Origin of the sequence: Haloarcula pelagica, assembly GCF_030127105.1 — an archaeon.
Lineage (GTDB): Archaea > Halobacteriota > Halobacteria > Halobacteriales > Haloarculaceae > Haloarcula > Haloarcula pelagica.
Genome location: NZ_CP126161.1, coordinates 3,155,265 through 3,180,965 on the forward strand (window position 1 = coordinate 3,155,265; position 25,701 = coordinate 3,180,965).

26 protein-coding genes are annotated in these 25,701 nt (G+C 65.9%); 15 read left to right on the plus strand and 11 right to left on the minus strand.

Annotated elements, in window-relative coordinates:
* Positions 1-49 precede the first annotated feature (49 nt).
* The 3 genes from P1L40_RS16745 (at position 50) to P1L40_RS16755 (ending at position 3,269) form a co-directional block, all read left to right on the plus strand.
* Positions 50-1,048 carry a 5-methyltetrahydropteroyltriglutamate--homocysteine methyltransferase gene (locus P1L40_RS16745; RefSeq protein WP_284008686.1) on the plus strand — a complete coding sequence of 333 codons (999 nt, stop codon included), beginning with the start codon at positions 50-52 and terminating at the stop codon, positions 1,046-1,048.
* Positions 1,045-2,118: a methionine synthase gene (locus tag P1L40_RS16750; protein WP_284008687.1), complete on the plus strand. Its 1,074-nt coding sequence runs from the start codon at positions 1,045-1,047 to the stop codon at positions 2,116-2,118. The genes P1L40_RS16745 and P1L40_RS16750 overlap by 4 nt, the downstream gene beginning before the upstream one ends.
* Positions 2,119-2,756: 638 nt before the next feature.
* On the plus strand, positions 2,757-3,269 hold the full coding sequence (locus P1L40_RS16755; protein ID WP_284008689.1) for an HTH domain-containing protein: 513 nt from the start codon (positions 2,757-2,759) through the stop codon (positions 3,267-3,269).
* Here P1L40_RS16755 and P1L40_RS16760 read toward each other — a convergent pair.
* The 4 genes from P1L40_RS16760 to P1L40_RS16775 all read right to left on the minus strand — a co-directional run bounded on the left by P1L40_RS16760 (position 3,266) and on the right by P1L40_RS16775 (position 7,718).
* The gene (locus P1L40_RS16760; RefSeq protein ID WP_284008691.1) at positions 3,266-4,411 is read right to left on the minus strand and encodes an ABC transporter permease; all 1,146 of its coding nucleotides are present in this window, start codon (positions 4,409-4,411) and stop codon (positions 3,266-3,268) included. The two genes, P1L40_RS16755 and P1L40_RS16760, sit on opposite strands and share 4 nt — an antisense overlap.
* Entirely contained in the window at positions 4,404-5,084 is a 681-nt protein-coding gene (locus P1L40_RS16765; RefSeq protein WP_284008692.1) for an ABC transporter ATP-binding protein, read from the minus strand. Before P1L40_RS16765 ends, P1L40_RS16760 begins: the two co-directional genes overlap by 8 nt.
* Entirely contained in the window at positions 5,081-6,574 is a 1,494-nt protein-coding gene (locus P1L40_RS16770) for a COG1361 family protein (protein ID WP_284008693.1), read from the minus strand. The genes P1L40_RS16765 and P1L40_RS16770 overlap by 4 nt, the downstream gene beginning before the upstream one ends.
* A gap of 130 nt (positions 6,575-6,704) precedes the next feature.
* Positions 6,705-7,718 (minus strand): phosphotransferase family protein, encoded by a 1,014-nt coding sequence (locus P1L40_RS16775; RefSeq protein WP_284008694.1) that lies wholly within the window; start codon positions 7,716-7,718, stop codon positions 6,705-6,707.
* 111 nt (positions 7,719-7,829) lie between these two features.
* Between P1L40_RS16775 and P1L40_RS16780 the strand changes: the two genes are divergently transcribed.
* Genes P1L40_RS16780 through P1L40_RS16790 form a run of 3 tightly spaced genes read left to right on the plus strand, consistent with a single transcriptional unit; the run spans position 7,830 to position 10,673 of the window.
* Positions 7,830-8,327: a dihydrofolate reductase gene (locus P1L40_RS16780; RefSeq protein WP_284008696.1), complete on the plus strand. Its 498-nt coding sequence runs from the start codon at positions 7,830-7,832 to the stop codon at positions 8,325-8,327.
* A gap of 56 nt (positions 8,328-8,383) precedes the next feature.
* Positions 8,384-9,562 (plus strand): dihydropteroate synthase, encoded by a 1,179-nt coding sequence (gene folP, locus P1L40_RS16785; RefSeq protein ID WP_284008697.1) that lies wholly within the window; start codon positions 8,384-8,386, stop codon positions 9,560-9,562.
* A gap of 1 nt (position 9,563) precedes the next feature.
* On the plus strand, positions 9,564-10,673 hold the full coding sequence (locus P1L40_RS16790) for a glycosyltransferase family protein (protein ID WP_284008698.1): 1,110 nt from the start codon (positions 9,564-9,566) through the stop codon (positions 10,671-10,673).
* Positions 10,674-10,686: 13 nt separating this feature from the next.
* Here P1L40_RS16790 and P1L40_RS16795 read toward each other — a convergent pair whose 3' ends face one another.
* Positions 10,687-11,376 carry a 6-hydroxymethylpterin diphosphokinase MptE-like protein gene (locus P1L40_RS16795; RefSeq protein WP_284008700.1) on the minus strand — a complete coding sequence of 230 codons (690 nt, stop codon included), beginning with the start codon at positions 11,374-11,376 and terminating at the stop codon, positions 10,687-10,689.
* 305 nt (positions 11,377-11,681) lie between these two features.
* Between P1L40_RS16795 and P1L40_RS16800 the strand changes: the two genes are divergently transcribed.
* Both P1L40_RS16800 and P1L40_RS16805 read left to right on the plus strand, forming a co-directional pair.
* Positions 11,682-12,200, plus strand: coding sequence for a DUF8114 family protein (locus tag P1L40_RS16800; protein ID WP_284008701.1), 519 nt, complete (start codon positions 11,682-11,684; stop codon positions 12,198-12,200).
* Positions 12,197-12,919 (plus strand): RNA methyltransferase, encoded by a 723-nt coding sequence (locus P1L40_RS16805; RefSeq protein ID WP_284008702.1) that lies wholly within the window; start codon positions 12,197-12,199, stop codon positions 12,917-12,919. Before P1L40_RS16800 ends, P1L40_RS16805 begins: the two co-directional genes overlap by 4 nt.
* Before the next feature lies 1 nt (position 12,920).
* Here P1L40_RS16805 and P1L40_RS16810 read toward each other — a convergent pair whose 3' ends face one another.
* On the minus strand, positions 12,921-14,396 hold the full coding sequence (locus P1L40_RS16810) for a DUF7504 family protein (RefSeq protein ID WP_284008704.1): 1,476 nt from the start codon (positions 14,394-14,396) through the stop codon (positions 12,921-12,923).
* Positions 14,397-14,459: 63 nt separating this feature from the next.
* Positions 14,460-16,331, minus strand: a complete 1,872-nt coding sequence (gene gatE / locus P1L40_RS16815) for a Glu-tRNA(Gln) amidotransferase subunit GatE (protein WP_284008706.1) — start codon at positions 16,329-16,331, stop codon at positions 14,460-14,462.
* Between the two features lie 87 nt (positions 16,332-16,418).
* Between gatE and P1L40_RS16820 the strand changes: the two genes are divergently transcribed.
* Positions 16,419-17,246 (plus strand): DUF7537 family lipoprotein, encoded by an 828-nt coding sequence (locus P1L40_RS16820; protein ID WP_284008708.1) that lies wholly within the window; start codon positions 16,419-16,421, stop codon positions 17,244-17,246.
* 103 nt (positions 17,247-17,349) lie between these two features.
* On the opposite strand, the gene P1L40_RS16825 is transcribed toward P1L40_RS16820, so the two are convergent.
* Entirely contained in the window at positions 17,350-18,756 is a 1,407-nt protein-coding gene (locus tag P1L40_RS16825) for a class II fumarate hydratase (protein ID WP_284008710.1), read from the minus strand.
* 469 nt (positions 18,757-19,225) lie between these two features.
* Between P1L40_RS16825 and P1L40_RS16830 the strand changes: the two genes are divergently transcribed.
* The 4 genes from P1L40_RS16830 to P1L40_RS16845 are packed head-to-tail and all read left to right on the plus strand — an operon-like array spanning position 19,226 to position 22,667.
* The gene (locus tag P1L40_RS16830; RefSeq protein WP_284008712.1) at positions 19,226-19,528 is read left to right on the plus strand and encodes a hypothetical protein; all 303 of its coding nucleotides are present in this window, start codon (positions 19,226-19,228) and stop codon (positions 19,526-19,528) included.
* 10 nt (positions 19,529-19,538) lie between these two features.
* The gene (locus P1L40_RS16835) at positions 19,539-20,606 is read left to right on the plus strand and encodes a carbohydrate ABC transporter permease (RefSeq protein ID WP_284008713.1); all 1,068 of its coding nucleotides are present in this window, start codon (positions 19,539-19,541) and stop codon (positions 20,604-20,606) included.
* Positions 20,603-21,511 (plus strand): carbohydrate ABC transporter permease, encoded by a 909-nt coding sequence (locus P1L40_RS16840; protein WP_284008714.1) that lies wholly within the window; start codon positions 20,603-20,605, stop codon positions 21,509-21,511. The genes P1L40_RS16835 and P1L40_RS16840 overlap by 4 nt, the downstream gene beginning before the upstream one ends.
* A 13-nt stretch (positions 21,512-21,524) precedes the next feature.
* On the plus strand, positions 21,525-22,667 hold the full coding sequence (locus P1L40_RS16845; RefSeq protein WP_284008716.1) for an ABC transporter ATP-binding protein: 1,143 nt from the start codon (positions 21,525-21,527) through the stop codon (positions 22,665-22,667).
* 65 nt (positions 22,668-22,732) lie between these two features.
* Here P1L40_RS16845 and fen read toward each other — a convergent pair whose 3' ends face one another.
* Together fen and P1L40_RS16855 are read right to left on the minus strand one after the other, a co-directional pair.
* Positions 22,733-23,713, minus strand: coding sequence for a flap endonuclease-1 (fen, locus tag P1L40_RS16850; RefSeq protein WP_284008718.1), 981 nt, complete (start codon positions 23,711-23,713; stop codon positions 22,733-22,735).
* A 62-nt stretch (positions 23,714-23,775) separates the two neighbouring features.
* Positions 23,776-24,291, minus strand: a complete 516-nt coding sequence (locus P1L40_RS16855; RefSeq protein WP_284008720.1) for a GNAT family N-acetyltransferase — start codon at positions 24,289-24,291, stop codon at positions 23,776-23,778.
* Between the two features lie 77 nt (positions 24,292-24,368).
* Between P1L40_RS16855 and P1L40_RS16860 the strand changes: the two genes are divergently transcribed.
* Complete coding sequence (locus P1L40_RS16860; protein WP_284008722.1) at positions 24,369-24,788, plus strand: DUF3054 domain-containing protein; 420 nt, start codon at positions 24,369-24,371, stop codon at positions 24,786-24,788.
* 75 nt (positions 24,789-24,863) lie between these two features.
* Here the strand turns inward: P1L40_RS16860 and P1L40_RS16865 are convergent, their stop codons facing one another.
* Entirely contained in the window at positions 24,864-25,031 is a 168-nt protein-coding gene (locus P1L40_RS16865; RefSeq protein WP_284008724.1) for a DUF7331 family protein, read from the minus strand.
* 404 nt (positions 25,032-25,435) lie between these two features.
* Between P1L40_RS16865 and P1L40_RS16870 the strand changes: the two genes are divergently transcribed.
* On the plus strand, positions 25,436-25,660 hold the full coding sequence (locus P1L40_RS16870; RefSeq protein WP_284008726.1) for a DUF8015 family protein: 225 nt from the start codon (positions 25,436-25,438) through the stop codon (positions 25,658-25,660).
* Positions 25,661-25,701: the final 41 nt, after the last annotated feature.

The window sequence follows — 25,701 nt, forward strand, 5'->3', positions numbered from 1 at the left end:
TTTTTTCGAATAGGAAATATTAAAGCCCGTCATTTCGTATCCCGGTGTAATGACACAGGTAGTTGCCACGACCCCCGGTCTGTTCCCGCTCCCGGACTGGGCCAAAGACGAACTGGCCGACCTGAAGGGCCACCAGAAGACAGACCTCGTCTCCGGCGACGAGGGCGCCGAGATCGAGGACGCCTACGACCGCGTCCGCGCCGAACTGATCGAGACACAGCACGACGCCGGCCTCGACCGGATCGTCGAGGGACAGGGCCGCTGGGACGACATGCTCGCACACCCGCTTGCGGTCCACAGCGAGGTCGAGACCCGCGGGATCGTCCGCTACTACGACAACAACAACTTCTACCGAGAGCCGGTCGTCCAGGGCGACCTCTCCGCCGACGGTGGCGACGTGGCTGCGGACCTCGGCGCCGCGGCCGACCACGTCGACGAGGGCCTCCAGGCGGTCCTCCCCGGACCGTACTCGCTGGCCGACCTGGCGACCGACGAGCACTACGGTGACGAGGCGGAGTTCCTCTCCGCGGTCGCCGACTTCCTCGCCGAGGAGGTTCGCTCGTTCCCCGAAGTCGAGACGCTGTTCCTGCTGGAACCGTCGCTGGTCGAGAACGCGCCCGAGGACGGCGCCGACGAGCGCGCGAGCGAGGCCGTCGACGCCGTCGCGAGCGCCGCCGACGCCGAGGTCGTCACCCACACCTACTGGGGTGCGCTCGAAGAGAAGGTCTACGCGCATCTGATGGACGCCGACATCGACGCCATCGGCTTCGATCTGATCGCCGACCACGACAAGAACGTCTACAACGTTCAGGAGTACGGAACCAAGGACGATGTCGCCCTGGGCGTCGTCGACGGGCAGAACACGCTCGTCGAGGCCCCCGAGACGATCCGTGACCGGATCGACTGGTTCGAACAGCAGACAAACACCACGTACGACACCGTCTACGCGACCGCGAACACAGAGCTGTTTTACCTCCCGGTCAACAAGTTCGCGGACAAACTGGAAGCGCTCGCAAACGCAGCCGATCTGGAGGAGGTCGAAGCATGACAGGCCCACGAGAGCAGTTCCGACCGGCGAATCACCCCAACGACAACTTCCTGCTGACGACCGTCGTCGGCTCTTACCCCAAACCCAAGTGGCACGACCGCGCCCGCGAACAGTTCGAGGACGAGGACGCCGACTTCGGTGAGGAGGAGTGGGAGGAGTCGAAAGACGACGCCTCGCGGCTCATCACCCACGAACACGAGCGCTGTGGGATCGACGTGGTGTGTGACGGCGAGATGCGGCGCAACGAGATGGTCGAGTACTTCGCCCACCGGATCGACGGCTACGAGTTCAACGGCCGCGTGAAGGTGTGGGGACACAACTACTTCGACAAGCCGAGCGTCGCCGACGAGGTCGAGTACGGCGAGCAGTGGCTCGTCGAGGAGTTCGAGTTCACCGACGAGGTGGCCGAGCGTCCGGTCAAGGTCCCGATCACGGGCCCGTACACCCTGGCGAACTGGTCGTTCAACGAAGTGTACGACAGCGAGGAGCAACTGGCCTACGAACTCGCGGACCTCGTCAACGAGGAGATCGAGGCGCTGGTCGAGGCCGGCGCCCGCTACATCCAGATCGACGAGCCCGCCCTCGCCACGACGCCGGACGACCACGCCATCGTCGGCGAGTGTCTCGAACGCATCGTCGACGACATCCCCGAGGACGTGCGCCTCGGGCTTCACGTCTGTTACGGCGACTACTCCCGGATCTACCCGGAGATCCTCGACTACCCCGTCCACGAGTACGACCTCGAACTCGCCAACGGCGACTACGAGCAACTGGACGTGTTCAAGGACCACGAGTTCACGAAGGACTTCGCGATGGGGGTCCTGGACGCTCACACGGCCGAAGTCGAGTCGGTCGAGGAGATCAAGGACAACATCAAGAAGGGACTGGAAGTCGTGCCGCCCGAACGGCTCACCGTCTCCCCGGACTGCGGCGTGAAGCTCCTGCCCCGCGAGATCGCACGCGGCAAGATGGAGAACATGGTGCAGGCGGCACGCGAGATCGAGCAGGAACTCGACGCCGGTGAGATCGACGTGGTCGCGAGCGGTGCGCAAGCGAGTGCGGACGACTAAGCGAGGGACGCGAACGGAGAGGGATCGCAGGTCACCGAGGTAGTCGGGCGGCATCGCCGTTCGACGACACGGTGAACCGCTTCACCGGACACCCGAGCGAACGTAGTGAGCGAGGGTCCGGCCTTTTTCCCCACGTTTTTACCCGGAGTGGTAGCCGAGCACCACGAGGCTACCCGACGAGGTAAAAAGTGGGAGCGACATGGTGCAGGCGGCACGCGAGATCGAGCAGGAACTCGACGCCGGTGAGATCGACGTGGTCGCGAGCGGTGCGCAAGCGAGTGCGGACGACTAAGCGAGGGAACCCACCGGCCGACTCTGGTGAAGGTTTCACACTCGACACGCAGCCGTTTGGATCGCCGGATCGGCACCTCTCTAGACGAAGTACTGTTCGACGATAGTCGAACTACGTTACGTCGTTAGATACTTCGAACGCACCACAATCGCCAGCAGAATCGATACAGACTACGTACCAGATTGTCGATATTGGATGCAGAGATAAAAACGTAAGTGTACGGAATTAGCACTTGATAGGCCTTCTGTAGCGTATTTTCTTACGAAGGCATTAATGTGTAAGTGCCGCTACATAATCTTGGGAAAGAGTTTAGTTGTCGTCAGGTAAATCTCAGAGCGAGAGAGCTATGACAGGCGACACACACCTCCGAGCGGAACTGTATCTCCGGGGAGACACCTACGGGACCTTCGACGCACAACAGCAGGTCCTCAATCGGGTCAAGCGACTCGAAGCAAACGGTGTCTTCAGCGAGTCGATGCTCGCCGGGGAGTGGCAGCGTATCCGGACGATGGCCGAGGACAAACGTTCCGGAGCGCTGGCGACCTACGAGGAGTTCCGCGACTGGGCCGACCGGAACAGCTACTCCCTGGAGCCGGCCTTCGAGCGCCGGACCCGGAGCTTCGTCGGGCTGGATCGGGTCGACGACGTGGTCGTCTTCCCCGTGGTCTCGCTGGCGATGTACGACGGGAGCCAGCTGAAGGGCGTGTTCCCGTGTACGGACGAGGACAGGACCTACACCGTCGGCGACGCCCTCGAAGCGTTCGAGCGCGGTGACGCCGACTGGCTGGCGCAGTTCGACTCGGTCACGGTGGGCCGGACCCAGCCGTGGCTCGAACCGGGCGTCGACGTGACGCCCTAACCGCGCAGCGCTTCGACCGGTTCCTCGCTGGCCGCTTTCCAGGCGGGATAGAGCCCACTGAGGATGCTCGTGACCACGCCGAAGGCAAAGGCCGACCCGACGTACCACGCGTTGGCGAGCCTGAACACCGCCGTCGCGTCGCCGACGGTGTAGTGATTGATCGCCAGCCCCGCGCCGATGCTCAACACGACGCCGATCAGGCCGCCGACGACTCCCAGCAACGCGGCCTCCATCAACATCACCTTCAGTACGTCGCGTTTCTGGTAGCCGACCGCCCGGAGAACGCCGATCTCCTCGCGGCGCTCGACGGTCGACATCAGCATCACGTTCAGGATCGAGATGCCGGCGACCAGCAGCGAGATCGAGGCGATCCCGACCAGGATGGTGTTGACGATCTGGAAGGTCTGGCGGATCTGATCGACGAGCGAACCGAGTTCGCTGACCTGGACACGCTCCTCCCGGTCGTTGAGTTCCTGACGAATCCGCATCGCGGTCGCGTTCGCCTCCGAGCCCGAAGGCGCGGTGATGTACACCTGCGAGTAGCCGGGGTCGTCGATCTGGTTCGACGGGACGATCACGCGGTTCGCGGGGTTGAGCTGGGAGAACGTCTCCCCGTCTTCGAGCACCGCTCGCACCCGGACCGAGGTCCCGTTGACCGTGATCGTGCTCCCGCTGTCGATGTCGTACTCCTCTGCGATCGAACTTCCCACGAGGGCACCTGAACGGAACGGTTCGGGGACCCGCCCGTCACTCGCTGTGTACACCTCCGCTGGATTGTCGATTCCGTATATGAACTCCTGTGACGATCTGTCCCGTGCGTACTGGACTTCGACGATATCGGTTCGTACGGGTGTGACCGTCGTCCCTGGTCCGACGACCCGCTGGATGTCCCGGATGTCCCGGTCGTTCAGGTACTCGACGCCCTCGTTGGTGTTCGGTGACACCGTCACCTGGTTCCCGATGTCTCCGAGGTTCTGCGTGATCGAGTACCGCAGCGAGACGCCGAACATCCCCAGCGACGCGATGGCGATGACGCCGATGACGATGCCCAGTGCCGCGAGCAGCGAGCGCATCTTGGTCCGCGTGAGGTTCCGCCGTGCCATCAGTGCCGCCGGGAACCGGCGGTAGATCGGTTCAAGCATCGATCTCCTCCCGACCGATCGTCCCGTCGACGAGATGGACCGTCCGGTCGACGTACTGGTTGACGAGTTCGTCGTGGGTGACCGCGACGATCGCGACGTTCTCCTCGTCGGCGATCCGTTGGAACTCGTCGAGGATCTTCCGCCCGGTCTTCCGATCGAGGTTCCCCGTCGGCTCGTCCGCGAGGACGATCCGCGGGTCGTTGATCAGCGCCCGGGCGATGGCGACGCGCTGTTTCTGCCCGCCGGAAAGTTCGTCCGGCCGGTGGTCGAGTCGGTCGCCCAGCCCCATCCGTTCGAGGAGGTCGACGGCCCGCGGACGGGTGTCGGGGTTCCGGTCGAACAGTTGCGGGACTTCGACGTTCTCGACGGCGTTCAGCGTCGGCAGCAGGTAGAAGTGCTGGAAGACGAACCCGATCTTCCGTTTCCGGAGCGCGGTCCGCTTCCGGTCGCCGAGGTTCGTCACGTCCCGCCCGTCCAGCAGGACCGTCCCCTCGGTCGGGGTCGAGAGCAACCCCAGGATGTTCAGGAGCGTCGTCTTGCCACTCCCGCTGGGACCCATGATCGAGACGAACTCGCCGGCGTCAAGCGTGAAGTCGATCCCGCCGAGCGCCTCGAGCACCTGGCCGCCGGTCCGGTACCGCTTGACGAGGTGTTGCGCGTCGATGACGCTCATATCTCCTCGTCACCGCGGCGATACCACCTGACGAGGACGACGACGATGACCAGCGCGGCGATTGCGCCGACACCGACGACGGGCAACAGACCGCCGAAGAGGCCGCCCCCACCGCCGTTGGCGTTCTGGTTCGGTCGGACGGGGACGGCCGGCTCTGCTGCCGTTACGTCGACCCGGAAGGTCTGGCGTTCGCGCTCGCCGTCGACGAGGTAGCTGACTTCGACCGGGACCGACGTGACGTTCCCGTCGGTCCGGGCGTAGACATCGAAGGAGACGAAGTCACTGGAGGGGACCGTCCCGACGAAGTACTCCTTGTTCGGGAACGCGGGCGTGACCTGCTCCGTGTCGACCACCGAGACGAGGACGCTGTTCGCCTCGGTCATGCCGACGTTGCTCGCGCTGCCAGAGATCTGGAGCTGTCCGCCCTGGCGAACGACATCGAGGCCGGTCAAGGTGATCGCCCCCGGCGCCGACCGGAGTTCGGTCGTCGTCGTCGTCGTCCGCTGGCGCGTCCCGACCTCGTACTCCGCGGCCACGTCGACGTTTGCCATCGGCTCGGTGAGCGTGGCGTTGAGTCGGACCGACTCCGAGGTGCCCGCGGGGATCTCCTCGACGATCGACCGCCGGAACGTCGCGTTGTCCGAGGTGGCGGTGACGACGACGCTCTCGACCGGGGTGTTCCCCTGGTTGATAACGTCGACCGACAGCGCGCGGTCTTCGCCGCTCCCGACCGGCGAGGCGTCGAGCGAGACGCCCTCACGCAGTCCGTCCGGCCGGATCGTCTTCGTCCGGGTCACCGTCCGCTGGGTGTCACCGTTGATGGTGTAGTGGAGTGTCGCACTCACGGGCTGGGTCCCGGACCGCTCGGGTCGGAACCTGAACGACGCCGTCTGGACCTGGTTGCTGTCGATCGAGGCGAAGACGGTTCTGTCCTCGATCATCTCGACCGTCCGGCCGTCGACCACCAGTTCGACGTTCGAGATCGGTGTGTCGAGCCCGTTCGCGATGGTGACCGTCCCGCTCGACTCGACGCCGACGACGGACTCGTTGGTCTTGATGTCCAGCTGTGGGTGCCGTTCACGAACGTTTACCGTCACCGGGTACCGGAGCTGCACCGCGTTCCCCGTGGCGGTGTTGACACCGTAGACGAACACGCGGATGTCCCGTTTCCCCTCGGTGTCGAAGGTGTAGGTCAGTGGCACGTCGAGTTCCGATCCCGGTGAGATCGTCCCGACGCTTTCGATCCGCTTGAGTTCGTCGACGCCGAAGCCGCTCCCCCGGAGCGCGACCGAGCGGATCTCCAGGGAGCCGTTGCTGCTCTCTAGGTTCCTGATCGTCGGCGTGATCGTGACCGTCTCGCCCGGCGCGGGCGAACTCGGTGAGAGTGTCACGTCCGCGACGGAGGCGTTGACGCCGTTTGCCGTCACGGCGATCGGGACAGTTCCGACCAGTACCATCAACCCGACCAACAGGGCGGTCAGGCGACGCATTCGACACCCCCCGCCACCGCTACTCGTTGGAGGTGCAGTTCGACATCGCCGACAGGGACCACTGTCATGACCGGCCCTGCGGCCACAAATCGTATAAGCTTGGCTCTTTCGGCTGCGAGGAGACAGCGTGTCAGGTCGGGAGCGCGTCGATCAGCCGCTCGAACTGTTCGCGGTACTGCGCCTCCGCACGCGCCGTCGCCAGCCCCGACTCGTCGGCGAAGACGGCGTCGAAGCCGGCCATCCGCCAGAGCAACGTCGAGAGCTGATACAGCGGCCGTCGCTCCTCGTAGCCCTGTGCGAAGTCCATCGGACGAAACTCCCTGTATCCGGTGTGGAACCGCTGGCGGAGCGTCTCCTTGACGTGTGGATCGTCGAACGAGGAGTCTATGAAGAGAAACTCGGTCTGTGCGAGGTTGTACTCCGGCAGTGCGGCCAGCACGTCCTGCCAGTCGAGCACGGCCGTGATCGGCCGCTGGTCGTCGGGCTCGAAGAGGAGGTTCGCCGGCCGGAAGTCGTCGTGGACCAGCCGCGGGATGCCGTCGTCGGGGACGATATCCAGCGCCGGTTCGATCCGGTCTCTGGCGCGGGTCGTGAGGTTCTCGAACGGCGTCCCGTCGAGCCGCGTCAGGTGAGCGCGGGTGAGCTGCTCGAAGTAGTCCCGCCAGCTCCCCATCCAGTCCCGGACGATGATCCGGTCGTTGTGCAGGTCCAGGCGGCCGAAGGCCTCGAACCCGATCTCCGAGTGCATATCCCCCAGGACCCGCCCGGCCTGGGTCATCACGCGCTGTCGTTCGTCCTCGGTGAGCGTCGCGAACTCCTCGGCGAGGTTGCGCCCGTGGACCCGTTCGGTGACGAAGTACGGCGGGACATCCGCCTCGGGCTCCTGTTTGAAGACGAGGATCCGCGGCACCGGAACGTCGGTCCGGTCGGCGACGTACTCGTGGAGCCGCGGTTCGACCTCGAACGGGATGTTGCCCTCGGGCTTGAACTTCACGACCACCTCGTACTCCTCGCCCCCGTGAGCCATCGTCACGATGTAGACATCACTCTGGTGCCCCCCGCCTGGCGTCTGGAAGGTGAACCCGTCGTGGTCGGGTCCGGACTCCCGGAGGACCGCTGCGATATCCGATTCCGGCGTCGACACTACGACCCGCTATGCGAGAGGGACAGATAAAACTGGTAGTCACGCCGTCCGGGGGCTGTCCCGGCGACCGGGAGAGACAGTGACTTGACGGACCGGGCCGGAAAGAGACGTATGCCAGCACTCGTGTTGGTCGCCGGGGTCGCCCGGACCGGCGTCATCGGCGACGGCGAGACGATCCCGTGGCACTACGAGCAGGACGAACAGCAGTACAAGTCCCGTGTCTCGGGACACCCCGTGATCGTGGGTCGCCGAACCTGGGCGAGCATGACCGACGTGGCGGGCACACATCCCGTCGTGGTCACGAGCACGCCCGACGAGTACGAGGCCGAGAACGCCACGTTCGTCTCGTCGGTTCCCGCAGCGGCCGAGGCGGTCGCCGCCCACGGCGAGACGGGCTACGTCATCGGCGGCCAGTCCATCTACTCGATGTTCCTCCCGTACGCCGACCGCGCATTCGTCTCGGAGCTCCCGGCGGTCGCCAACGGGGCGGCGGTGTTCCCGTATCTCGGGACCGACTGGACCGTCACCGGCACCGAGCGCTACGACGAGTTCGATGTCGTCGAGTACACCAACGAGGACCCACTGCCGCCCGCGGCCGCCGAGAGATAGCGACGCGAGCCACCGCAACCGCCAACGCTTACCCTGCGCAGTCCTACCGATCGACTATGCACACGGTCGACGCGGCGGGACTCGCGATCGGCGACGACCAGCCACCACGCATCATGGGTGTGCTGAACGTCAGCAAGGAGTCCCCCTACGACCCCTCCGTCTACGACGAGCCCGACGAGGCGGCGGCCTACGTCGACGAGGAGCTGATCGGCGAAGGCGCCCACATCGTCGACGTGGGGCTGGAGTCGGCGAACAAGCGCCTCGACGTGCTCTCGGCCGAACAGGAGCTCGACCGGCTGGAGACGGCCGTCGAGACGATCGAATCGGTCGGCGGCGACGCGGTCTTCTCGATCGAGACCCGCTACGCCGAGGTCGCCGAGGCGGCACTCGACGCCGGCTTCGACATGGTCAACGACATCTGTGGTTTCGCCGACCCGGCGATGCCCGAGATCTGCCGGGAGTACGATGTCGCCGTCGGGAAGATGGCGAGCCCGCCGGATCTGGAGCGGCCCGGCGCCGTCGACGACGTGGACTGGGCGACCGCCCGCTCGCCGGAGTGGGCCGAGCGAGCCGACTACGTCGACCGGGTCTACGAGGCGCTGAAACAGCACGGACTGACCGAGAAGACGATCGTCGACCCCGCCTTCGGCGGGTGGAGCGAGCGCAAGACGCTCGAAGACGACCGAGCGACGTTCCGCCGCCTGCGTGAGTTCCGCGGGTTCGGACAGCCGATCCTCGTCTCGATCAACCGGAAGAACTTCCTCCGGTCGCTGGCCGACCGCTCGACCGAGGCGGCCCTGCCGGTGAGCCTCGCCGCGACCTCGATGGCGGTCGAACGGGGCGCACACGTCGTCCGGACACACGATGTCGCCGAGACGCTGGACGCCGCCACGATCGGCGGCGCGTTCGCCGAACGGGGGCGGACGGTCGACGGTGAGGTGACCGTCAGCGAACTCGACGTGCGAACCGCCGGCGACGTGGCGCGACACCTCGAACGGATCGGCGCGGATCGAGCGGCGGGCGAGCCGTTCGTCGGTCGCGTCTTCGAGCTCTCGGGGCTCGGACCGGCGGCGGTCGAGGCGCTCGACGCCGCCGTCGCCGACACCGGCGTGGTGGTCCGTGGCGGCACCAACGGCGTCCTCGTCGGCGGGTCGCTGGCCGAACTCACCGGGCTCGCGGACGCGCTCGACGACGAAGCCACGGCGGACGCGCTCTCGCGTGCCCTCGGGAAGTAAGATGGACTACCGCCAAGAGCGGGTCACGACGCTGCACGACCTGACCGACCCGGTCCCCGACGCGCCGGTGACAGAGAGCGCCGTCGTCGTCCCCATCGCCGGGGAGTCACTCGCCGATGTCACTCCCGAGTACGTCTTCGGCCCGCTGGAGACGGTCGACCCCGGTGAAGTCGTCGTTCCCCTCAGGACGCCGGCCGGCGTGGCCGAGGGGTTCCGGGAGTGGGTCGCCGACTACGATCTGGACGTGACGACGCTGTGGTGTGACGCGCCGGCGATCGAGACGCTGCTCGAATCCCGCGGGATCGGGGGAAATCGAGGGAAGGGCCGGGATGTCTGGCTCGGCGTCGGCGTCGCGGCCGCCCGGGCCGACTACGTGGCGGTCCACGACGCCGACGCCCGGACCTACTCGTCTGCGGTCGTCCCCCGCCTCCTCGCTCCGCTCGCGATGGAGCACGACTTCGTCAAAGGGTACTACGCCCGCGTCGAGGATGGGCGCCTCTACGGGCGGCTCGTCCGGCTGTTCGTCGCGCCGCTGTTGCGCGCACTCGGAGACCGACACGACGCCGACATCGTCCGCTATCTCTCGGCGTTTCGGTACCCGCTGGCCGGGGAGTTCGCCTTCACCGCCGAGGCTGCCCGAAAGCTCCGGGCACAGCGTGCCTGGGGGCTGGAGATCGGGATGCTCGGGGAGACCTTCGACGTGGTCGGCCCCGACCGCTCCGCACAGGCCGATCTGGGCGTGCACCGCCACGACCACAAGCCCGTCAGCGGACGCGGCGGCCTCTCGGGGATGGCCGACCAGGTCGGCCAGGCGCTGTTTCGGGCCCTCGAAGAAGGCGGTGTCGACCCCGACTACGGAACGCTGCCGGATGCGTACCGCGACGCCGCGACCCGGTTGGTGTCACAGTACGCCGCCGACGCGGCGTTCAACGGGCTGGAGTACGACACCGAATCCGAGCGCGAGCAGGTCGACGCGTACGTCTCCGGCGTCCAGCCACCGGGGCCGGACAGTCGGCTCCCGGCGTGGGACGACACCGACCTCTCCCCGGCCGCGGTGCTCGATGCCGGCCGGCTCGGGAACTCGCTGCCCAACGGGTCCCGGAGCGACTGAGAGCCGCCCCCGGTCACTCCCCGATCGGCTCGATGTCGTCCCGGCGCCCGTCGAGGACGGCGAAGGGTTCGCCGCGGCGCCGTTCGAGCCAGCCGAGGAGCCGTTCGGCCCACCACAGTTTCCGGCGTTTCTCCGGGTCGACAGCGGGGTCGTCGAAGTCCCACCCGACGAAGGTCAGTTCGGCCGCGCCGAAGTGGTCTGCGAGAAACGCCGCCCGGTCACCGTCGGTGAATCCTCCGAAGTTCACGACCGGGGGTGTCGGTTCGGCCTGTGTGGTCGGGACGACCGCGGCGAAGTCGAAGGTCGGGACGTGTGTCTCGACGGCCGGCACGTTGTCCCCGTGGGCGTGGACGGCGACGGGGGTTCCGGCCTCGCTCAGTGCCCGTGTCGTCTCGGGGTTCTTGTCCAGGTCGGTCACCTGACAGTCGACCTCGACGCCGACTGTCTCCAGGCGGTCCGCCGCCGTCGAGGCAGCCAGGACCAGATCGGCCGCCGCGGCCCGGTCGGCGTCGCGCTCCAGTGACGGCCCGGCACCGGCGATGGCGACCGTCGCGTCGTCGATCGCCAACTCGGTCGGATCGTACGTGTCGGCGTCGCCGATCAGTCCCGCGAGAACGTCCCGCGCTCGCTCGTCGCCCGACCGGTCGTAGCCGAAGTCGTCGAGGAGCGCGGCGTACACCGGCTCCCAGGTATCGAAGTGCATAGCAGTCGCTGTCCAGTGAGCGCCGAGATAAAGCGGATTTAGCCGAAATGGCACGTCCGTGTACCCCTACCCGGGTGCCCTTTCGGCTTTCACCCTCTCGTTCTGACGCATCCGGTATAAGTTTTCTCTTACTCACCCCTTTGTTGCCGGGTGAGCAGACGGGCGTCTGACGGTGTGAGCGGGCCACAGGCCGGTATCGGCACGCTGACAGCGCCGAACGGAGCGCCCCGCTCGACTTGTCTGACGCGGGCGCGCTCCGGTCACACATCGCGCTCTTTTAGTCTCGGAGCCGTCTACAGCGCGCCATGAAGGTCAACATCGGGCTTCGAGGATGGCGGTTCGACGACGATGTCCTCGACGACGACGGTCGTGTGCGTCCGCTGGGCACCCTCGACCCCGAGACGAGACAGCGGTTGCTGGTGCTCGCACGGCGGGTCGTCGATCCGTGTGACGCCTGCCGGATGGTCGAAGGCGCAGCGACCGAAGACTGCAACGTCGCCGAGGTCATCTACGGCGAGCCAAACGGGGAAGTCGTCCTCTGTTCGGCCCACGAACCCGACTTCATCTACTGGTTCCGGGAACTCGGCGGCGACGAGTACGCTGGCGAGACCGACATGCGGCGGGCGTTCCACGAGTGGTTCGTCGAGGGCGGCCGTGCCCCCGAGGACTACGAGGGGCTCGAACACGTCGACGAGGACCCCACGGCCGTCCCGGAGGCCCCTTCCCGGTCGGAAGCGATACCGGGGATCGAGGAAGAACTCGACGCGGTCGACGAGGACGACCTCGCCTCGATCGACATCGACCTCGACGATCTGGACGTATGATCGCGGTCGCCGTCGTCGACGCGGAGACGCCGGGCAACGTCGGCACGATCGCCCGGTCGATGAAGAACTTCGGCCTCTCGGAGTTGCTGCTCGTCGACCCGCCCGAACTGGACCCCGACGGAGAAGCCTACGGCTTCGCCGGACAGGCCCGGGACGATATCCTCCCGGAGGCAAGGACCGTCCCGTTCGAGCATATCGTCGAGAACTACCACACGGTCGCCTGTACGGCGGTCCCCAACGAGGACGCGAGCAGTCACGTCCGCTACCCGGCCGTGACGCCGCGGGACCTCGCGGACTCGCTGGCCGATGTCGAGGGCGATGTCTGTGTCGTCTTCGGCCGCGAACGGGTCGGCCTGCACAACGACGAACTCGCCCGCTGTGACGAGATCTGTTCGATCCCCGCAAGCGCCGACTACCCGGTGTTGAACCTCGGCCAGGCCGCGACGATCGTCTGCTACGAACTCCGGGATCTGACTGTCGAGCGCGATCAACACCCCGAGTCGCTGCACACGACCGCAGCGGCCGTGGCCGTCGAGGGACTCCACGACGAGTTCGGGACCTTCCTGGAGGCTATCGGCCACGCCGAGGAGAAACGACCCAAGACACGGCGGATGTTCCGCCGGGTGCTCGGCCGCGCCCGGCCGACCGGGCGTGAGGTCCGGACCATGCGGGGCCTGTTCCGCCGGGCGAGAGAGGGGATCGACCGGCGCGAGGAGTAGCTCAGTCCATGGCGCTGGGGCGCTCGCTCCGTTCGAGGTACGTCGCGGTCAGATACCGGTCGATCCGGTCGACGATCTCGGCGTCGTAGGTCCAGAAGCCCCGATACGTGTTCGGTTCGTCGAGTTCGAACGAGAGGAGCGCGCCCGTCGTTTCGGGGTCGCCGGCCCCGTCGAAGACGACGAACCACGAGTCGGTCAGTTCCGCGGTGTCCTCGCCGTGGCGGGTCAGCCCGTCGATCGGGACATCGGCGTCCGGCGCGCCGTACAGGTGGATGTCGATGTCGTGATCCGCCAGCCGGCGATAGATCCGCAGGCTCTCGGGATCGTCGACCAGCCGCGAGAACGCCTGGAACCCGGTGTGGAGTCGTCCGCTCCCGGTACGGGCGGCGAGTAACTCGATGTTGTGGCTCACGTCGACGAGCAGTGCCTTTTCGGTCGCTCCCGTCCCGAACACGGACCCGTCCAGCCGCGAGAGCAGGTCGCTGGTCCGTCGCGCGTCGAACACGTCCGTCTCGTCCTCGTCGATGTCGATGGCGTTGCGCAACGCGGTGACGTTCTCGCTGGCCAGCAGGTCGTCCCCGCGGTGGAGCAGCGCGATCGACCGGGGACCGTCGACTGTCGTCGACCCCTCTCTGACGGGCACGCTGTGGCGGTCGAAGTATCGCTCGATGGTCGACAGCGACCGCTCGTCGTCCGGGTCGAGCACCGTGAGCGTCGGTCCGTCGTCGCGAACGTCGTCGGCGATGGCTCGCAGCGAGGCCTCCGTGTCCGTGGCGGTTCGCGGCGTCTCCGACCGCCGGGCGCTCGGTTCGGGACTCGCCACTGCCCCGTCGATCGGCACCCAGTCCGTCCCGTCGGTTCCGAGGCCGACGACCCGGAGTTCTCTGGCGGCCTCGCCGCGTTCCCTGATCTCGACGACCCCGTCGACGAACGACCGACACTGGGTCAGGAACTCGTCGTCGACTGTCTCGGAGTGAGCGACTGCGACGCCGAACCCCCCGATCTCGGCGATCCGGTTCGAGAAGACGTGGAGGAACCGGACCACCTGCTGCGGGTCGGCGTACATCGACATAGTCGTCAGCGAGGCGATACCGACCCGGATTCGCTGTGAGTGGTCGGTGTAGAGTCGTTCGAGCGTCGCCATGAGTTCCATCCCGATGCCAGTCAGGTCCGCCGGCGACCCGACCCGGCTGTCGAGTGGATTCGGCAGCTCCCTGTCGTGTGACTCGCCGGCACAGTCGACGACACCGACGGGATACCCGTCGACGGAGCGGCCGAACTCGTCCGCCAGTTCGCTTCGGATGTCACTGGCGCTCCCGTCGGCGGCGACGACGGCGACGGCCTCTCCGGCATCCAGCCCGGCCGCGAGCAACCGGGCGGCGAGCGCGCGCTTGCCGATCATCGGTGGGCCGACGAGCAACAGCGTCGACCCCGGCTCGACTTCGTCGATCGGCAACGCGTCGCCGGCAGTGTACATTGATCCTGCTACGGGACAAGCGTATACAAGCGTACCGGCGTCCTGACAACGAGACCGGGAGAATCAGGCCCGCTGCTGGATCTCCTGGCGCAACACGTCACTCACCGTGTCGCCGTCGGCCTTCCCGCGGAGCGCGCCCATGCACTCGCCCATCAGTGCCGAGAAGGCGCCCATCCCCTCGGCTTCGATCTGGTCGGCGTTGCGCTCGACGACCTCGACGACGGCCTCGCGCACCTCGTCCTCGCTGACGCCGCCGAGGTCCTCCTGTTCGACGGCCGCTTGGGCGGTCAGACTCGGGTCCTCGGCCAGTGCGGTCAGCAGATCCTCGACGCCCTCACGGGGGACTTCGCCGCCGTCGACCAGCAGGAGCGTCCCGCGCAGGTGCTCGTCGGTGAGGTGCTCGACCGCCACACCGTCGCGGCGCAGTTCCGTCAGCGTCGACTCCAGCACGCCCGCGGCGAGGGTCGGATCGACACCCTCGTGGACGACGGCCTCGAACAGCGGCCAGCGCTGACCGTAGGCGACCTGTTCGGCGAGGCCGGCGTCCAGCCCGTGATCCGCCTCGTACCGCTGTACTTTCTCGGTCAGCAGTTCGGGCGTCTCGACTTCGGTCACGTCCGGTTCGACGGGTGGCACGTCGGTCTCGGGGTACATCCGCGCCGCACCCGGGAGCGGTCGGAGGTACCGGGAGGTGGCGTCGTCGTTCGCGTCGCGGGTCTCCTCCGGGACGCCAGCCATGGCCGTCTCGGCGCGCTCGGCGACGGCGTCGATGGCGAGGGCGGCGGTCTCCGGGTCGTCGGCGACGATGGCGACGGCGTCGTCCTCGTCTGCCCCGACGGCGTCCCGGAGCGCTGCGACTTCGGCCTCGGTGACGCCGTAGGCCGGCAGTTCGTCCGTGTGGAAGATGCCGCCGGCGCCGTGGCGCTTGGCGTGGTCGGAGAATTCTGTGCCGAGCCGCCGGTCGGGCTGGATCTCACGACCGACCAGGCCGTCGAAGCCCGAGAGCAGGACGGCCTGCACCGCACCGCCGTCGTCCAGTGCCCCGCGGATGACCCCGGAGTCGGTGTCGTCGAACACGTCGGTCACGTCCTGTGGCTCGCCCACGCTGGCGTCCCGGTCGGCGAGTTCGTCGACGATGTCCAGTAGTTCGACCTGCCGGCGGACCTCGTTGCGGACGATGTCGTCGATGTCGTCGAGGCTCTGGACCCCCTTCAGTTCGATCCGGGCGCCGTCGGCGATCGAGACGTTCACGTCCTGGCGGATGGTGCCGAGGCCGCGCTTGACCTGGCCGGTCGAACGCAGGAGCATCCCGATCCGCTCGGCGGCCTCGCGGGCCTGCTCGGGCGAGCGGATGTCCGGCTTCGTGCCGATCTCGACCAGCGGGATCCCCAGGCGATCCAGCGAGAACCGCACGCCGTCGTCGGTCGCTTCGATGCGCTGGCAGGACTCCTCTTCGAGCAGCATGTCCTCGACGCCGACCTCGCCCTCGCTGGTCTCGATCGTGCCGTCGTTGGCGACCAGCATCGACCGCTGGAACCCCGTGGTGTTGGAGCCGTCGACGACGATCTTTCGCATGACGTGGGCCTGGTCGACGACGCTCATGTCCAGCAGCTGTGCGATCTCTAAGGTCGTCTCCATGGCTTCGCGGTCGACCCGATGGGGCGGTTCGTCGTCCTCCTCGACCAGGCAGGTCGAGTCGTAGGCGAGATACTCGAACTTCCGGTCGACCATGCTCTCCTCCAGGGCCGCCTCGTCGAGCTCTCCGAGCTCGCTCTTGGTCGGGTGGAGGTAGCGGGTGAACTGCCGGTCGGACTCCTCGGGCTCGCGAATCCGGGTCGGACAGTTACAGAACAGCTTCGTGGCCGTGTCGAGTTGCTGGTGGATCTCCAGCCCCGCGACCAGGCCAAGGGCCTCGTAGTCGTAGTCCTCGGTCATTGGAGAGCAGTCCGTGACCGGGGGCAAAAAAACGCACCCTTCGGCCGTCGCCCACGGGCTTTTGTCCGCTCGGCCAAACAGTTCCCTGTGCGCTGGCCGCTCGTCGCGGTCCTCTGTCTCGTCCTGCTGACCGGCTGTAGCGGCCTCTCCGGACTCGACGGGGGCGACCGATCGGCGACGACACCGGCCCCGGTGCCGACGGTCACAGAGCGAGCCAGCACGCCGAGTGCGCCTCCGGGACTCGACGCCGACGGTCTCGCCGGCGTCGGCTACCTCTCGAACGGCCACGAACGCGCCCTCGAAAACCGCTCGTACACGTTCCGCGAGCGGTACACGATGACGACGACCCGCGACACCGGACGGCTGCGTGTCACGCGAAACGAGACGACCGCCGTCGTCGACGGCCGCAACTACAGACACGACCTCGAACGGACACGAATTCTCCCGAATCGGACCGTCGAACGCTACGAACAGTCGATGTACGGCGACGGGCGCGTCTGGTTCGAGCGGCGTGACGACGGGACCGTGGACTACTACCGGGGCGACCTCCAGTTCTATCAGGACGAGTTCGCCGGCGAAGCCGCCTTCTACGTCGATCAGTACGTCAGCGCGAACCGGAGTTGGACACAGCGCGTCCGACGGAACGGGTCGCTGTACTACCGGCTCGTCGGCGTCGGCGGGACACCACCGGGGATCAGCCAGGCCGAGTCGTACCGAGTGCGCCTGCTGGTCGCACCCGACGGGCTGGTCCGGCAACTGAGCGTGCGCTACACGACGACGATCGGCTCACAGACGGAGACGGTCAGCTACCGCTTCTGGTACGAGGACGTTGACTCGACGACGGCTCCATCCCCCGACTGGCTCGACGAAGCCCGGCAGCGGACCGGGAACCGGTCCGACGGGAGCAATCGCTGAGTCGTCCCCTACTCGCCGCCGAGTCGTCGTGGCGCCGCCGCGCTCCCCGCCTACTCGTCGCCTGCTCGCCGCCGAGCAGTGGTCACGCCGCCGCGCTCCCCGCCTACTCGTCGCCGAGAATCCCCCGCTTCGTCATCTGCTCCGGGTCCAGCACCTCGTCGACCTCGTCCTCGTCGAGGTACCCCTCTTCGAGGACGACCTCCCGGATCGTCTTGTCCTCCGCGAGCGCCTTCTTGGCGACCTTGCTGGCCTTGTCGTAGCCGATCGCGGGGTTCAGCGCGGTCGCCAGCGCCATCGACTGCTCGACCCGTTCGGCGCAGTGCTCGGCGTCGGCTTCGAGTTTGGCGACGAACTTCTCGGCGAAGACCTCGCTCCCGTTGGCGATCAGTCGAGCGGACTGCAGGAAGTTCGAGGCCAGGATCGGCTTGTAGAGGTTGAGGTCGATCTGTCCCTCGGCGGCGCCGGCAGAGACCGCGGCGTCGTTGCCGACGACCTGCTTGTGGATCTGGTTGACGGCCTCCGCGACGACGGGGTTGATCTTGCCGGGCATGATCGACGAGCCGGGCTGGTTCTCGGGCTGGTCGATCTCGCCCAGGCCATTGCGGGGCCCGGAGGCCAGCAGGCGCAGATCGTTCGCGATCTTGTTCAGCGAGCCCGCGACCGTCCGGAGGGCCCCGTGGGCCTCGGACATCGCGTCGTGGGCGGCCTGGGCCTCGAAGTGGTTGTCCGCCTCGTGGAACTGGAGGTCGGTCTCCTCGCTGATGTACTCGGCGGCCAGTTCGGGGAACTCGGGGTGGGTGTTGAGTCCGGTCCCGACCGCGGTGCCACCCAGCGCGAGTTCCGAGAGCCGACTGCGGGTGCTTTGGACGCGCGAGATCCCCTTCTCGACCTGGGTGCGGTAGCCGGAGAACTCCTGGCCAAGCGTGATCGGGGTCGCGTCCTGGAGGTGGGTCCGCCCCGTCTTGACGACGGTCTCGAACTCGTCTTCTTTCGCCGCCAGCGCGTCCCGGAGCGTCTTCAGTCCGGGCAGTACGTCCTTCTCGACGGCCTCCAGCGAGGCGACGTGCATCGCGGTCGGGATCACGTCGTTGCTCGACTGGCCGAAGTTGACGTGATCGTTAGGGTGGATCTCGCGGCTCCCGATCTCGCCGCCGTACAGCTCCGTCGCGCGGTTCGAGATGACTTCGTTCGCGTTCATGTTCGAGGACGTACCCGACCCGGTCTGGAACACGTCCACCGGGAACTGGTCGTCGTGGTCCCCGGCGATCACTTCGTCGGCCGCCTCGACGATGCAGTCGGCCTTCTCCTCGGGGATCAGTTCCAGGTCGCGGTTCGCCTGTGCGGCGGCCTTCTTCACGACACCGAGCGCCCGGACGAACCGCCGGCCGAACGTCGTCTGGCTGATCGGGAAGTTCTCGACCGCGCGCTGTGTCTGGGCTCCCCAGTACGCGTCCGCCGGAACCTCCATCTCACCGAGACTGTCCTGTTCGGTCCTGAAGTCCTCGCTCATACGTCTAGGCGGTCCGCGCCCCCGGTCGTAAAAGCCTCCGGTAGCCGTCGATCCGACCCTCGCGTGGACAGTCGTATCAAACACTCCACACGAAACGACGCCTCGATCGGTTTTCCGGCCGATCGAATCTCCGAGTTGTCACGACGGAGTTCCTACCAGGGATTTATCGTCGAAATCTCGTCTCGTGGCGTCTCAGGCGGGATATTCGACTCGTGGTATTCGTTCACTTCCGACAGCCGATTTCAGTCACGATTTATCCACACAAACTGCCGTTATCGCCGCCAATAGGCGTTCTACGGCACGATAGACGTGCATGAATATTCGGAAGCATTAAGTGACACGTCTATCCAGTTAGGGTGAGTTCGACTCCACGGTGACGACCATGATCGACGCTCTGTCTTCGTGCCCGTATTCCGCCCCGCTGGGCCGGCCGTCGGGGCAGTCAGGGCCCACGCAGGGAGAGCGCGTGATGGGACCGACGGACTTGGCAGAACTCACGATCGCACCTTGGTGGACCGACGATGGCAACGGTGCGATCACGCCCGGAGCTGGCAACGATCGGGCAGTTCACTCACGTCCCGCCGGCGACCTGGATACGGTCGGCGGGTCGTCCGAGTCGGCCGAGCCCACGGACGCGGCCACAGATGGCAATGGGGATACTGTGGCCCGCTGCGAAACGGCTCCCCGCTTCCACGCCCCGCCGGAGACGCGGGCGCTCGGGGAGTCGGCTGTCGGATCGGGCGAGTTGAGACCTGCGGCGACACACGACTGACACACAAACCATGCGCGAGATACTCAACAGACTCACAAGTGCCGGAGGCCGTCTCCGGTCGGCGGTAGAACGCGACGAATCGGACGGTAAACAGGTGGCAACGGACGGTGGCACGGCCGTCAAAGAGGGGCGACAGGAGACACTGCGGAACCGACTCCCGGTGCAGTGGGAGCTCATCGAGTCGTCCCCGTTCTGGCTCCCGCCGCTCTTTCTGGCCGGACTCTTCGTCTACGGCGCGATCTTCTGGAACTTCATCATCTCGCTGACCGACTGGGGCGGACTGGGCGACGCGGACTACTCCCAGCTCGATTTCAGTATGTACACGCGGATGGCGGGCGACCCGACCTTCTGGCAGGCGACACAGAACACGCTCGTCTTGCTCGTCGTGTTCACCCTGTTCTGTCTGGCGATGGGGTTGCTGATCGCGATACTCATCGACCAGAAGATCCGGTTCGAGAACACGTTCCGGACCATCTACCTCCTGCCGATGAGCCTCTCGTTCGTCGTCACGGCGACGCTGTGGGCGTGGATGTACAACGCCTCGAACGGTGTGCTCAACAACTTCCTCAGGGTGCTCAACCTCGAAGGGCTGATCATCACGCTGTTGAAACCCGCGGCGGTCCAGGCGACCACGATCCAGTGGCTCTCCTGGTCGACGACGGCGCTCGGCGCGGTCATCTTCGCGTTGCTGTGGCAGTTCAGCGGCTACGCGATGGTCGTCTTCCTCGCCGGACTCCGTGCGATCCCGGACGAACACTACGAGGCGGCCCGCGTCGACGGCGCCTCGACGGTTCGGATGTACATGCGGGTCATCATCCCGCAGCTGCGCGCCCCCGCAGTCTCGGCGTCGGTCGTCCTGATGGTGTTCGCGCTGAAGGCGTTCGACTTCATCTTCGCACTGCGCGGTGACCAGCCAGGGGCGAACATCGACATCCTGGCGACGATGATGTACCGCGAGGCGTTTACGGGCGGCAACGAGTGGGCCTACGGGTCCGCGATCGCGATCGTCCTGTTCGTTCTCGCACTGCTGGTGATCGCACCGTATCTGTACAGCGAGTACCAGCGAGGTGAACTATGAGCACACAGGACGCAAGCCCCCTCGATTCGATCGGAGAGTACCTGAGTAGCCGCGTCGCCCTGTACGCGGTCCTGCTGTTCGGTGTCGTCTTCTATCTGGTCCCGGTGGAGGCGGCGGTGATGACGATGTTCAAGACCGACGCGTTCGTCAACACCCAGCCGTACCTCCCGCCGGCCCCGAGCCAGTTCTCGCTGGACTCGACGATGACCGCGATCGACACCATCGCGCCCGGGATCTGGAACTCGATCCTGATGGCGGTCCCGGCGACGGTGCTGTCGGCGCTGTTCGGCAGCCTCGCCGCCTACGGGCTGACGACCATCGACTGGCGGGGTCAGGTCGGTGTCGTGGTCCTGATCATCGCGGGAATCTTCATCCCGTACCAGGCCGTGCTGGTCCCGATCAGCACGTTCTGGTACCAGATCGTCCCGGACTTCGCGGAGTTCTTCGTCGGGCCCGTCCTGAGTGGCTGGGAGTACCCGGTCGGTAACGGTGGACTCCAGTTGGCCCAACTGACGATCACCCACGTCGCCTACGGGATCCCGATCTGTACGCTGCTGTTCCGGGGCTACTACCAGGCCATCTCCGACGAGATGATCGAGGCTGCACGCCTCGACGGCGCCAGCGCCTTCAGCATCTACAAGAACATCATCTTCCCGCTGTCGTACCCGATGTTCGCGGTGACGCTCATCTACCAGTTCACCCAGGTCTACAACGATCTGCTGTTCGCACTGGTGTTGCTGAACGATCCGAACACCCAGGTCGCGACCCAGCGGCTGGTTCGGCTGACCGGCGGTGTCCAGCAGGACTTCACGCTCACGATGGCCGGTGCCATCGTCGCGGCGTTCCCGACCCTGATCGTGTACATCTTCTTCGGTGACCAGTTCGCGAAAGGTGTCGCATCATAAGGAGGTTCAACTAATGTCACATCTCACACTCGACGAGGTAACGAAGATCTTCCACGACGACGACGAAGGCGAGATCGTCGCGGTCGACGATGTCTCGATCGACATCGACGACGGCGAGTTCGTCTGTGTCGTCGGCCCCTCGGGCTGCGGGAAGTCGACGACGCTCCGGATGATCGCCGGCCTGGAAGACATCACGAGCGGCGAGATCCGCCTGCAGGGCCAGATCATCAACGACCTCCCCCCGGCACGGCGGGGCGTCGCCATGGTGTTCCAGTCCTACGCGCTGTATCCCCACATGACCGTCCGGGAAAACATGGCGTTCGGGCTCGAACAGTCGACCGACCTCTCCGACGAGGAGATCGACGACCGGGTCACCGAGGCGACCGACATCCTGGGCATCCACGACCTCATCGACCGGAAACCGAACGAACTCTCGGGCGGCCAGCAACAGCGCGTCGCGCTGGGGCGGGCCATCGTCCGGGACCCCGACGTGTTCCTGATGGACGAACCCCTGGCGAACCTGGACGCGAAGCTCCGCGCGGAGATGCGGACGGAACTCCAGCACCTCCAGGAAGAACTCGATGTCACGACCGTCTACGTGACCCACGATCAGACCGAGGCGATGACGATGTCGGATCGGATCGCCATTCTCAACGACGGGCGGCTCCAGCAGTGTGCGACACCGCTCGAGTGTTATCACGAGCCGAGCAACGTCTTCGTCGCCGGGTTCATCGGCGAACCCTCGATGAACTTCTTCGATGTCGAGCGCCAGGGATCGACGCTGGTCGCCGACCGGTTCGAATACGAACTGAGCGACGACACTCTGGAGGCGATCGGCGACGAGACATCGCTGACACTCGGGATCCGTCCCGAAGACATCGAACTGGTCGACACGAAACTGGACGAGCACGATTACGACGCCGTCGTCGATGTCGTCGAACCACGCGGGAACGAGAACACCGTCCACCTCACCTTCGAAGAGGGCGAGACGGACACGTTCACCGCCACGATCGACGGGATGCAGTCGGTCAACTGGGGAGAACACGTCACCGTTCGGTTCCCCGAAGAGGCGATCCACCTGTTCGACGCCAACACTGGCGAGGCCATCAAGAACCGCGATCTCAGCTCCGTCGAGAAGGTCGAATCCGCGGTCTGAGTCGCTGTTCGATCTACGCGTTCTTGCGGCCTACGCTCGGTCGTTGCGGGAGCGCCGACGGTCGCTCAGTTCCAGCGGTCCAGCCCGGTCTGGACGACCGACTCCTCGATGCGCTCGAAGCCTCGGCCTACTTCCTCGGGATCGACCTCCCACTCCTCGGTGACGTACCGGCGGGCGGCGCCGATATCCGGCGTGATCTCCGTGTCGAAGTCGTAGTCGTCGCTCACCGCCGGATCGAGGAACAGCTGTCTGATCCGGTCTGCGTGGTCGATGTATTCGCCGCGAGCGTCGAGGACGGCGTAGAGGTCGCCGTACTCTTGAAGCGCGGAGACGGCCGTCTTCGGCCCGATTCCGGAGATCCCTTCGTTGAAGTCCGTCCCCATCAGGATCGCCGCGTCGACCAGTTGCTCCCACGTCAGGTCGTGTTTCGCCAGCGTCGCCTCGAAGTCCATCAGTTCCGGATCGCCCTTCGAAGTGAGTTGCCGCAGCGTCAGCGGAGCCCCGAACAGCAACGCGTCGTAGTCCTCGGTTCCGGCGTAGTCGACATCGCCTTTCCGTGCCATGTAGGCGGCCTGTCCCTCCCCTTCCGCGGGTGCGTCGACGACCGGCACGTCGAGCAGGGCCAGCAGTTCCCTGGTCGTCTCGACGATCGTCGGGGTGAGCCGCTGGGTCCGGGATTCGAGTTTCGCGACCCGCGTCGCGTCGCCGGCCTCGCGGGCGTCTTCCAGTTTCGCCTCGTAGCGTTCGCGCTGCTCGCGGCGTTTCTGGACTTCGTCGTCCTTCAGGTCGGTCACAGCGCCGTCGAAGACGAACACCGGCGTGAGGTCGTGTTCGAAGAACTTCGGGAGTCCCTGGACGACGCCGATGAGGTTCGCGACTTCCGTCCCCTCGTCGGTGGTGTACTTGTGTTCGGTCGTGAACTTGACGGTCGTCGTGAGATATCGGTAGAGCCAGTTGTGGGCATCGACGGCAACGACACTTCCACCCAGTTCGTCGAACGAGATGTCCGCGATGACGGCCAGCGACCGGAGATCAGCGTTTCCCATTACCGGCGGTTGGGGTGACAGCGGTTTGAATCCCCCGTCCCGGCCCGGTCGGACGCACCCGGTCACCCGTCGAGTCGTGGTGGCGCCGTGTCGCGTTTCTCCCGGAGGAACTCGCGCTCGGCGTCAGAGAGGTCCCGCGCGCGGAACCGGTCCAGTCCCGCCTGGTACCGCGCTGTGCTGCGGTCGCCGGGCCACTCCAGTTCCAGTTCACCAAGTCCCTGTTCGGCCCCGGTAAAACAGAAGCCGGCACGATAGGCCGCCTGGTACGAGAAGGGGTTGTTGACTCCGATCGTGACTCGATCGAAGCCTCGCTCGGCCGCCCGCTCGCGGACGAACGCGAGCAACTGTGGGCCGATCCCCTCCCCGCGTCTGTCCTTCCGGACGGTGACGTACCGAATACAGAGCGTCTCCGGGTCGGTCCGGTCCGGATCGAACGCGGCGGCGCCGACCAACGAGCCGTCCCGGCAGACGGCCTTCCCCGTGGAACTCATTACGAACTTCCCCGCGTAGGCGAACTGCTCGTGGTCCAACCGGAGCGTCGGCCCTTCCTCGGGCCACCCGAGCAGTTCGAACTCCATAGCAGGGCCTCGTCGTCGCGTGGGCTTGTATCCTGGGAAACGGGAGAGGGAAGTACGTGGCCCACGAACCACGGCGTATGAGCGTCTCGACGGTCGGTGAGCGTCGCATCGAACTCTCGTCGACGACGGGCCTGCTGGCACTGGGCGATGTCGTAGCGATCACGCTGTTCGTCGCCGTCGGGGAGTACACGCACGGCTACGATCCGCTGGTCGACGTGGGGAGAGTCGCCGGGACACTCGCACCGTTCCTGCTCGGCTGGGTCCTGGTCGCCGGTGTCAGCGGGCTCTACACCCGGTCGTCGATCCGTTCGGTCCGTGGTGCGCTCGGACGGACGTTCCTCGCGTGGGTCCTCGCGGTCGTGATCGCACAGGCGCTTCGAGCGACGAACCTGTTTCACGGGAACGCCGCGGTGACGTTCGCGCTCGTCTCGATCGGTGTCGGTGGGATCGTGCTCTGTCTCTGGCGCAGTGTCGCGACGCTCCTCGTCGAGCAGTAGTCGAAAAGCGAAAGTGGGTGACACCAACCCGAATGGCCACGGAAGCCCGTCGCAGGCGCCCGTTGTGGGGTCGGGCTATCGGAGTTCGGCTACGTCGAGCGAGAGTGTGGACTGAATCCACGCCTGGTGGTTCTCTCGGTCGTAGACGACGAACTCTTCGTCGCCGATGTGTAGCTCCGCGTACCGACGGCTCTCCTCCTCGGAAGCAGCCTCACTCGTGTCGTCCGTGGCGTTCGTACTCATAGGTCTGCGGGGGGACTTGACTCATGCCCCTCCGTTTTGCGGTTAGTCCCCGTCCATAATAAGCATCTTCCCCCAGTTATCATCACGGAAAACGATACGACGGCCGACCGGATAAATCGTGTGTGGCGTTTTCACAACCTGAAAACAGCGGCGAAGGCTCCCGAAACACCCGTTCTCCCGAACGTGGGTCACATTACCGGTGCTGTTTCTGACAACCGAACCGGATACCTGGAAAACTCCGTCGTTACGGTTTCCTGTGCCCGTTTTCCTCCAATAACCAGCTCATAAGTTACGAAAAACCACTCGGTTGCTGCCACAAGAAATATCTCGTAGGTACAAGAGATGTTATTCAGTGCCTACGGGAAACAGTTATATACCTATGTACCGTACGATAGTTTACAATCATGACGGGTTACTATGACATTATCCTCGGACTCATCCCGCTTGCGATGGCTGGAATCACCGGTGGCCTCACGGTTTCCGGCGTCGCGTTGACCACTGCGATTCCGATGGCATCCGTCGTGGCTGTCGCGCTGATCGGGCACGCGATGTTCGTCCGCGCCCCCGTCGATCCGACGCCGGCAGAGCCCGAGCCGTCACCCGCAGAACCGCTTCAGTCGGCCGACTGAAACGCCGAGTTCTTTCTCTCTTCTGGGTCGTCCCGTGGCAT

What these genes read in the sequence shown, in the direction of transcription:
- P1L40_RS16745 (WP_284008686.1), top strand. Translation starts at nt 50, where the DNA reads ATGACACAGGTAGTTGCCACGACCCCCGGTCTGTTCCCGCTCCCGGAC.
- P1L40_RS16750 (WP_284008687.1), top strand. Translation starts at nt 1,045, where the DNA reads ATGACAGGCCCACGAGAGCAGTTCCGACCGGCGAATCACCCCAACGAC.
- P1L40_RS16755 (WP_284008689.1), top strand. Translation starts at nt 2,757, where the DNA reads ATGACAGGCGACACACACCTCCGAGCGGAACTGTATCTCCGGGGAGAC.
- P1L40_RS16760 (WP_284008691.1), bottom strand. Translation starts at nt 4,411, where the DNA reads ATGCTTGAACCGATCTACCGCCGGTTCCCGGCGGCACTGATGGCACGG.
- P1L40_RS16765 (WP_284008692.1), bottom strand. Translation starts at nt 5,084, where the DNA reads ATGAGCGTCATCGACGCGCAACACCTCGTCAAGCGGTACCGGACCGGC.
- P1L40_RS16770 (WP_284008693.1), bottom strand. Translation starts at nt 6,574, where the DNA reads ATGCGTCGCCTGACCGCCCTGTTGGTCGGGTTGATGGTACTGGTCGGA.
- P1L40_RS16780 (WP_284008696.1), top strand. Translation starts at nt 7,830, where the DNA reads ATGCCAGCACTCGTGTTGGTCGCCGGGGTCGCCCGGACCGGCGTCATC.
- folP (WP_284008697.1), top strand. Translation starts at nt 8,384, where the DNA reads ATGCACACGGTCGACGCGGCGGGACTCGCGATCGGCGACGACCAGCCA.
- P1L40_RS16790 (WP_284008698.1), top strand. Translation starts at nt 9,564, where the DNA reads ATGGACTACCGCCAAGAGCGGGTCACGACGCTGCACGACCTGACCGAC.
- P1L40_RS16795 (WP_284008700.1), bottom strand. Translation starts at nt 11,376, where the DNA reads ATGCACTTCGATACCTGGGAGCCGGTGTACGCCGCGCTCCTCGACGAC.
- P1L40_RS16800 (WP_284008701.1), top strand. Translation starts at nt 11,682, where the DNA reads ATGAAGGTCAACATCGGGCTTCGAGGATGGCGGTTCGACGACGATGTC.
- P1L40_RS16805 (WP_284008702.1), top strand. Translation starts at nt 12,197, where the DNA reads ATGATCGCGGTCGCCGTCGTCGACGCGGAGACGCCGGGCAACGTCGGC.
- P1L40_RS16810 (WP_284008704.1), bottom strand. Translation starts at nt 14,396, where the DNA reads ATGTACACTGCCGGCGACGCGTTGCCGATCGACGAAGTCGAGCCGGGG.
- gatE (WP_284008706.1), bottom strand. Translation starts at nt 16,331, where the DNA reads ATGACCGAGGACTACGACTACGAGGCCCTTGGCCTGGTCGCGGGGCTG.
- P1L40_RS16825 (WP_284008710.1), bottom strand. Translation starts at nt 18,756, where the DNA reads ATGAGCGAGGACTTCAGGACCGAACAGGACAGTCTCGGTGAGATGGAG.
- P1L40_RS16830 (WP_284008712.1), top strand. Translation starts at nt 19,226, where the DNA reads ATGGGACCGACGGACTTGGCAGAACTCACGATCGCACCTTGGTGGACC.
- P1L40_RS16835 (WP_284008713.1), top strand. Translation starts at nt 19,539, where the DNA reads ATGCGCGAGATACTCAACAGACTCACAAGTGCCGGAGGCCGTCTCCGG.
- P1L40_RS16840 (WP_284008714.1), top strand. Translation starts at nt 20,603, where the DNA reads ATGAGCACACAGGACGCAAGCCCCCTCGATTCGATCGGAGAGTACCTG.
- P1L40_RS16845 (WP_284008716.1), top strand. Translation starts at nt 21,525, where the DNA reads ATGTCACATCTCACACTCGACGAGGTAACGAAGATCTTCCACGACGAC.
- fen (WP_284008718.1), bottom strand. Translation starts at nt 23,713, where the DNA reads ATGGGAAACGCTGATCTCCGGTCGCTGGCCGTCATCGCGGACATCTCG.
- P1L40_RS16855 (WP_284008720.1), bottom strand. Translation starts at nt 24,291, where the DNA reads ATGGAGTTCGAACTGCTCGGGTGGCCCGAGGAAGGGCCGACGCTCCGG.
- P1L40_RS16860 (WP_284008722.1), top strand. Translation starts at nt 24,369, where the DNA reads ATGAGCGTCTCGACGGTCGGTGAGCGTCGCATCGAACTCTCGTCGACG.
- P1L40_RS16865 (WP_284008724.1), bottom strand. Translation starts at nt 25,031, where the DNA reads ATGAGTACGAACGCCACGGACGACACGAGTGAGGCTGCTTCCGAGGAG.
- P1L40_RS16870 (WP_284008726.1), top strand. Translation starts at nt 25,436, where the DNA reads ATGACGGGTTACTATGACATTATCCTCGGACTCATCCCGCTTGCGATG.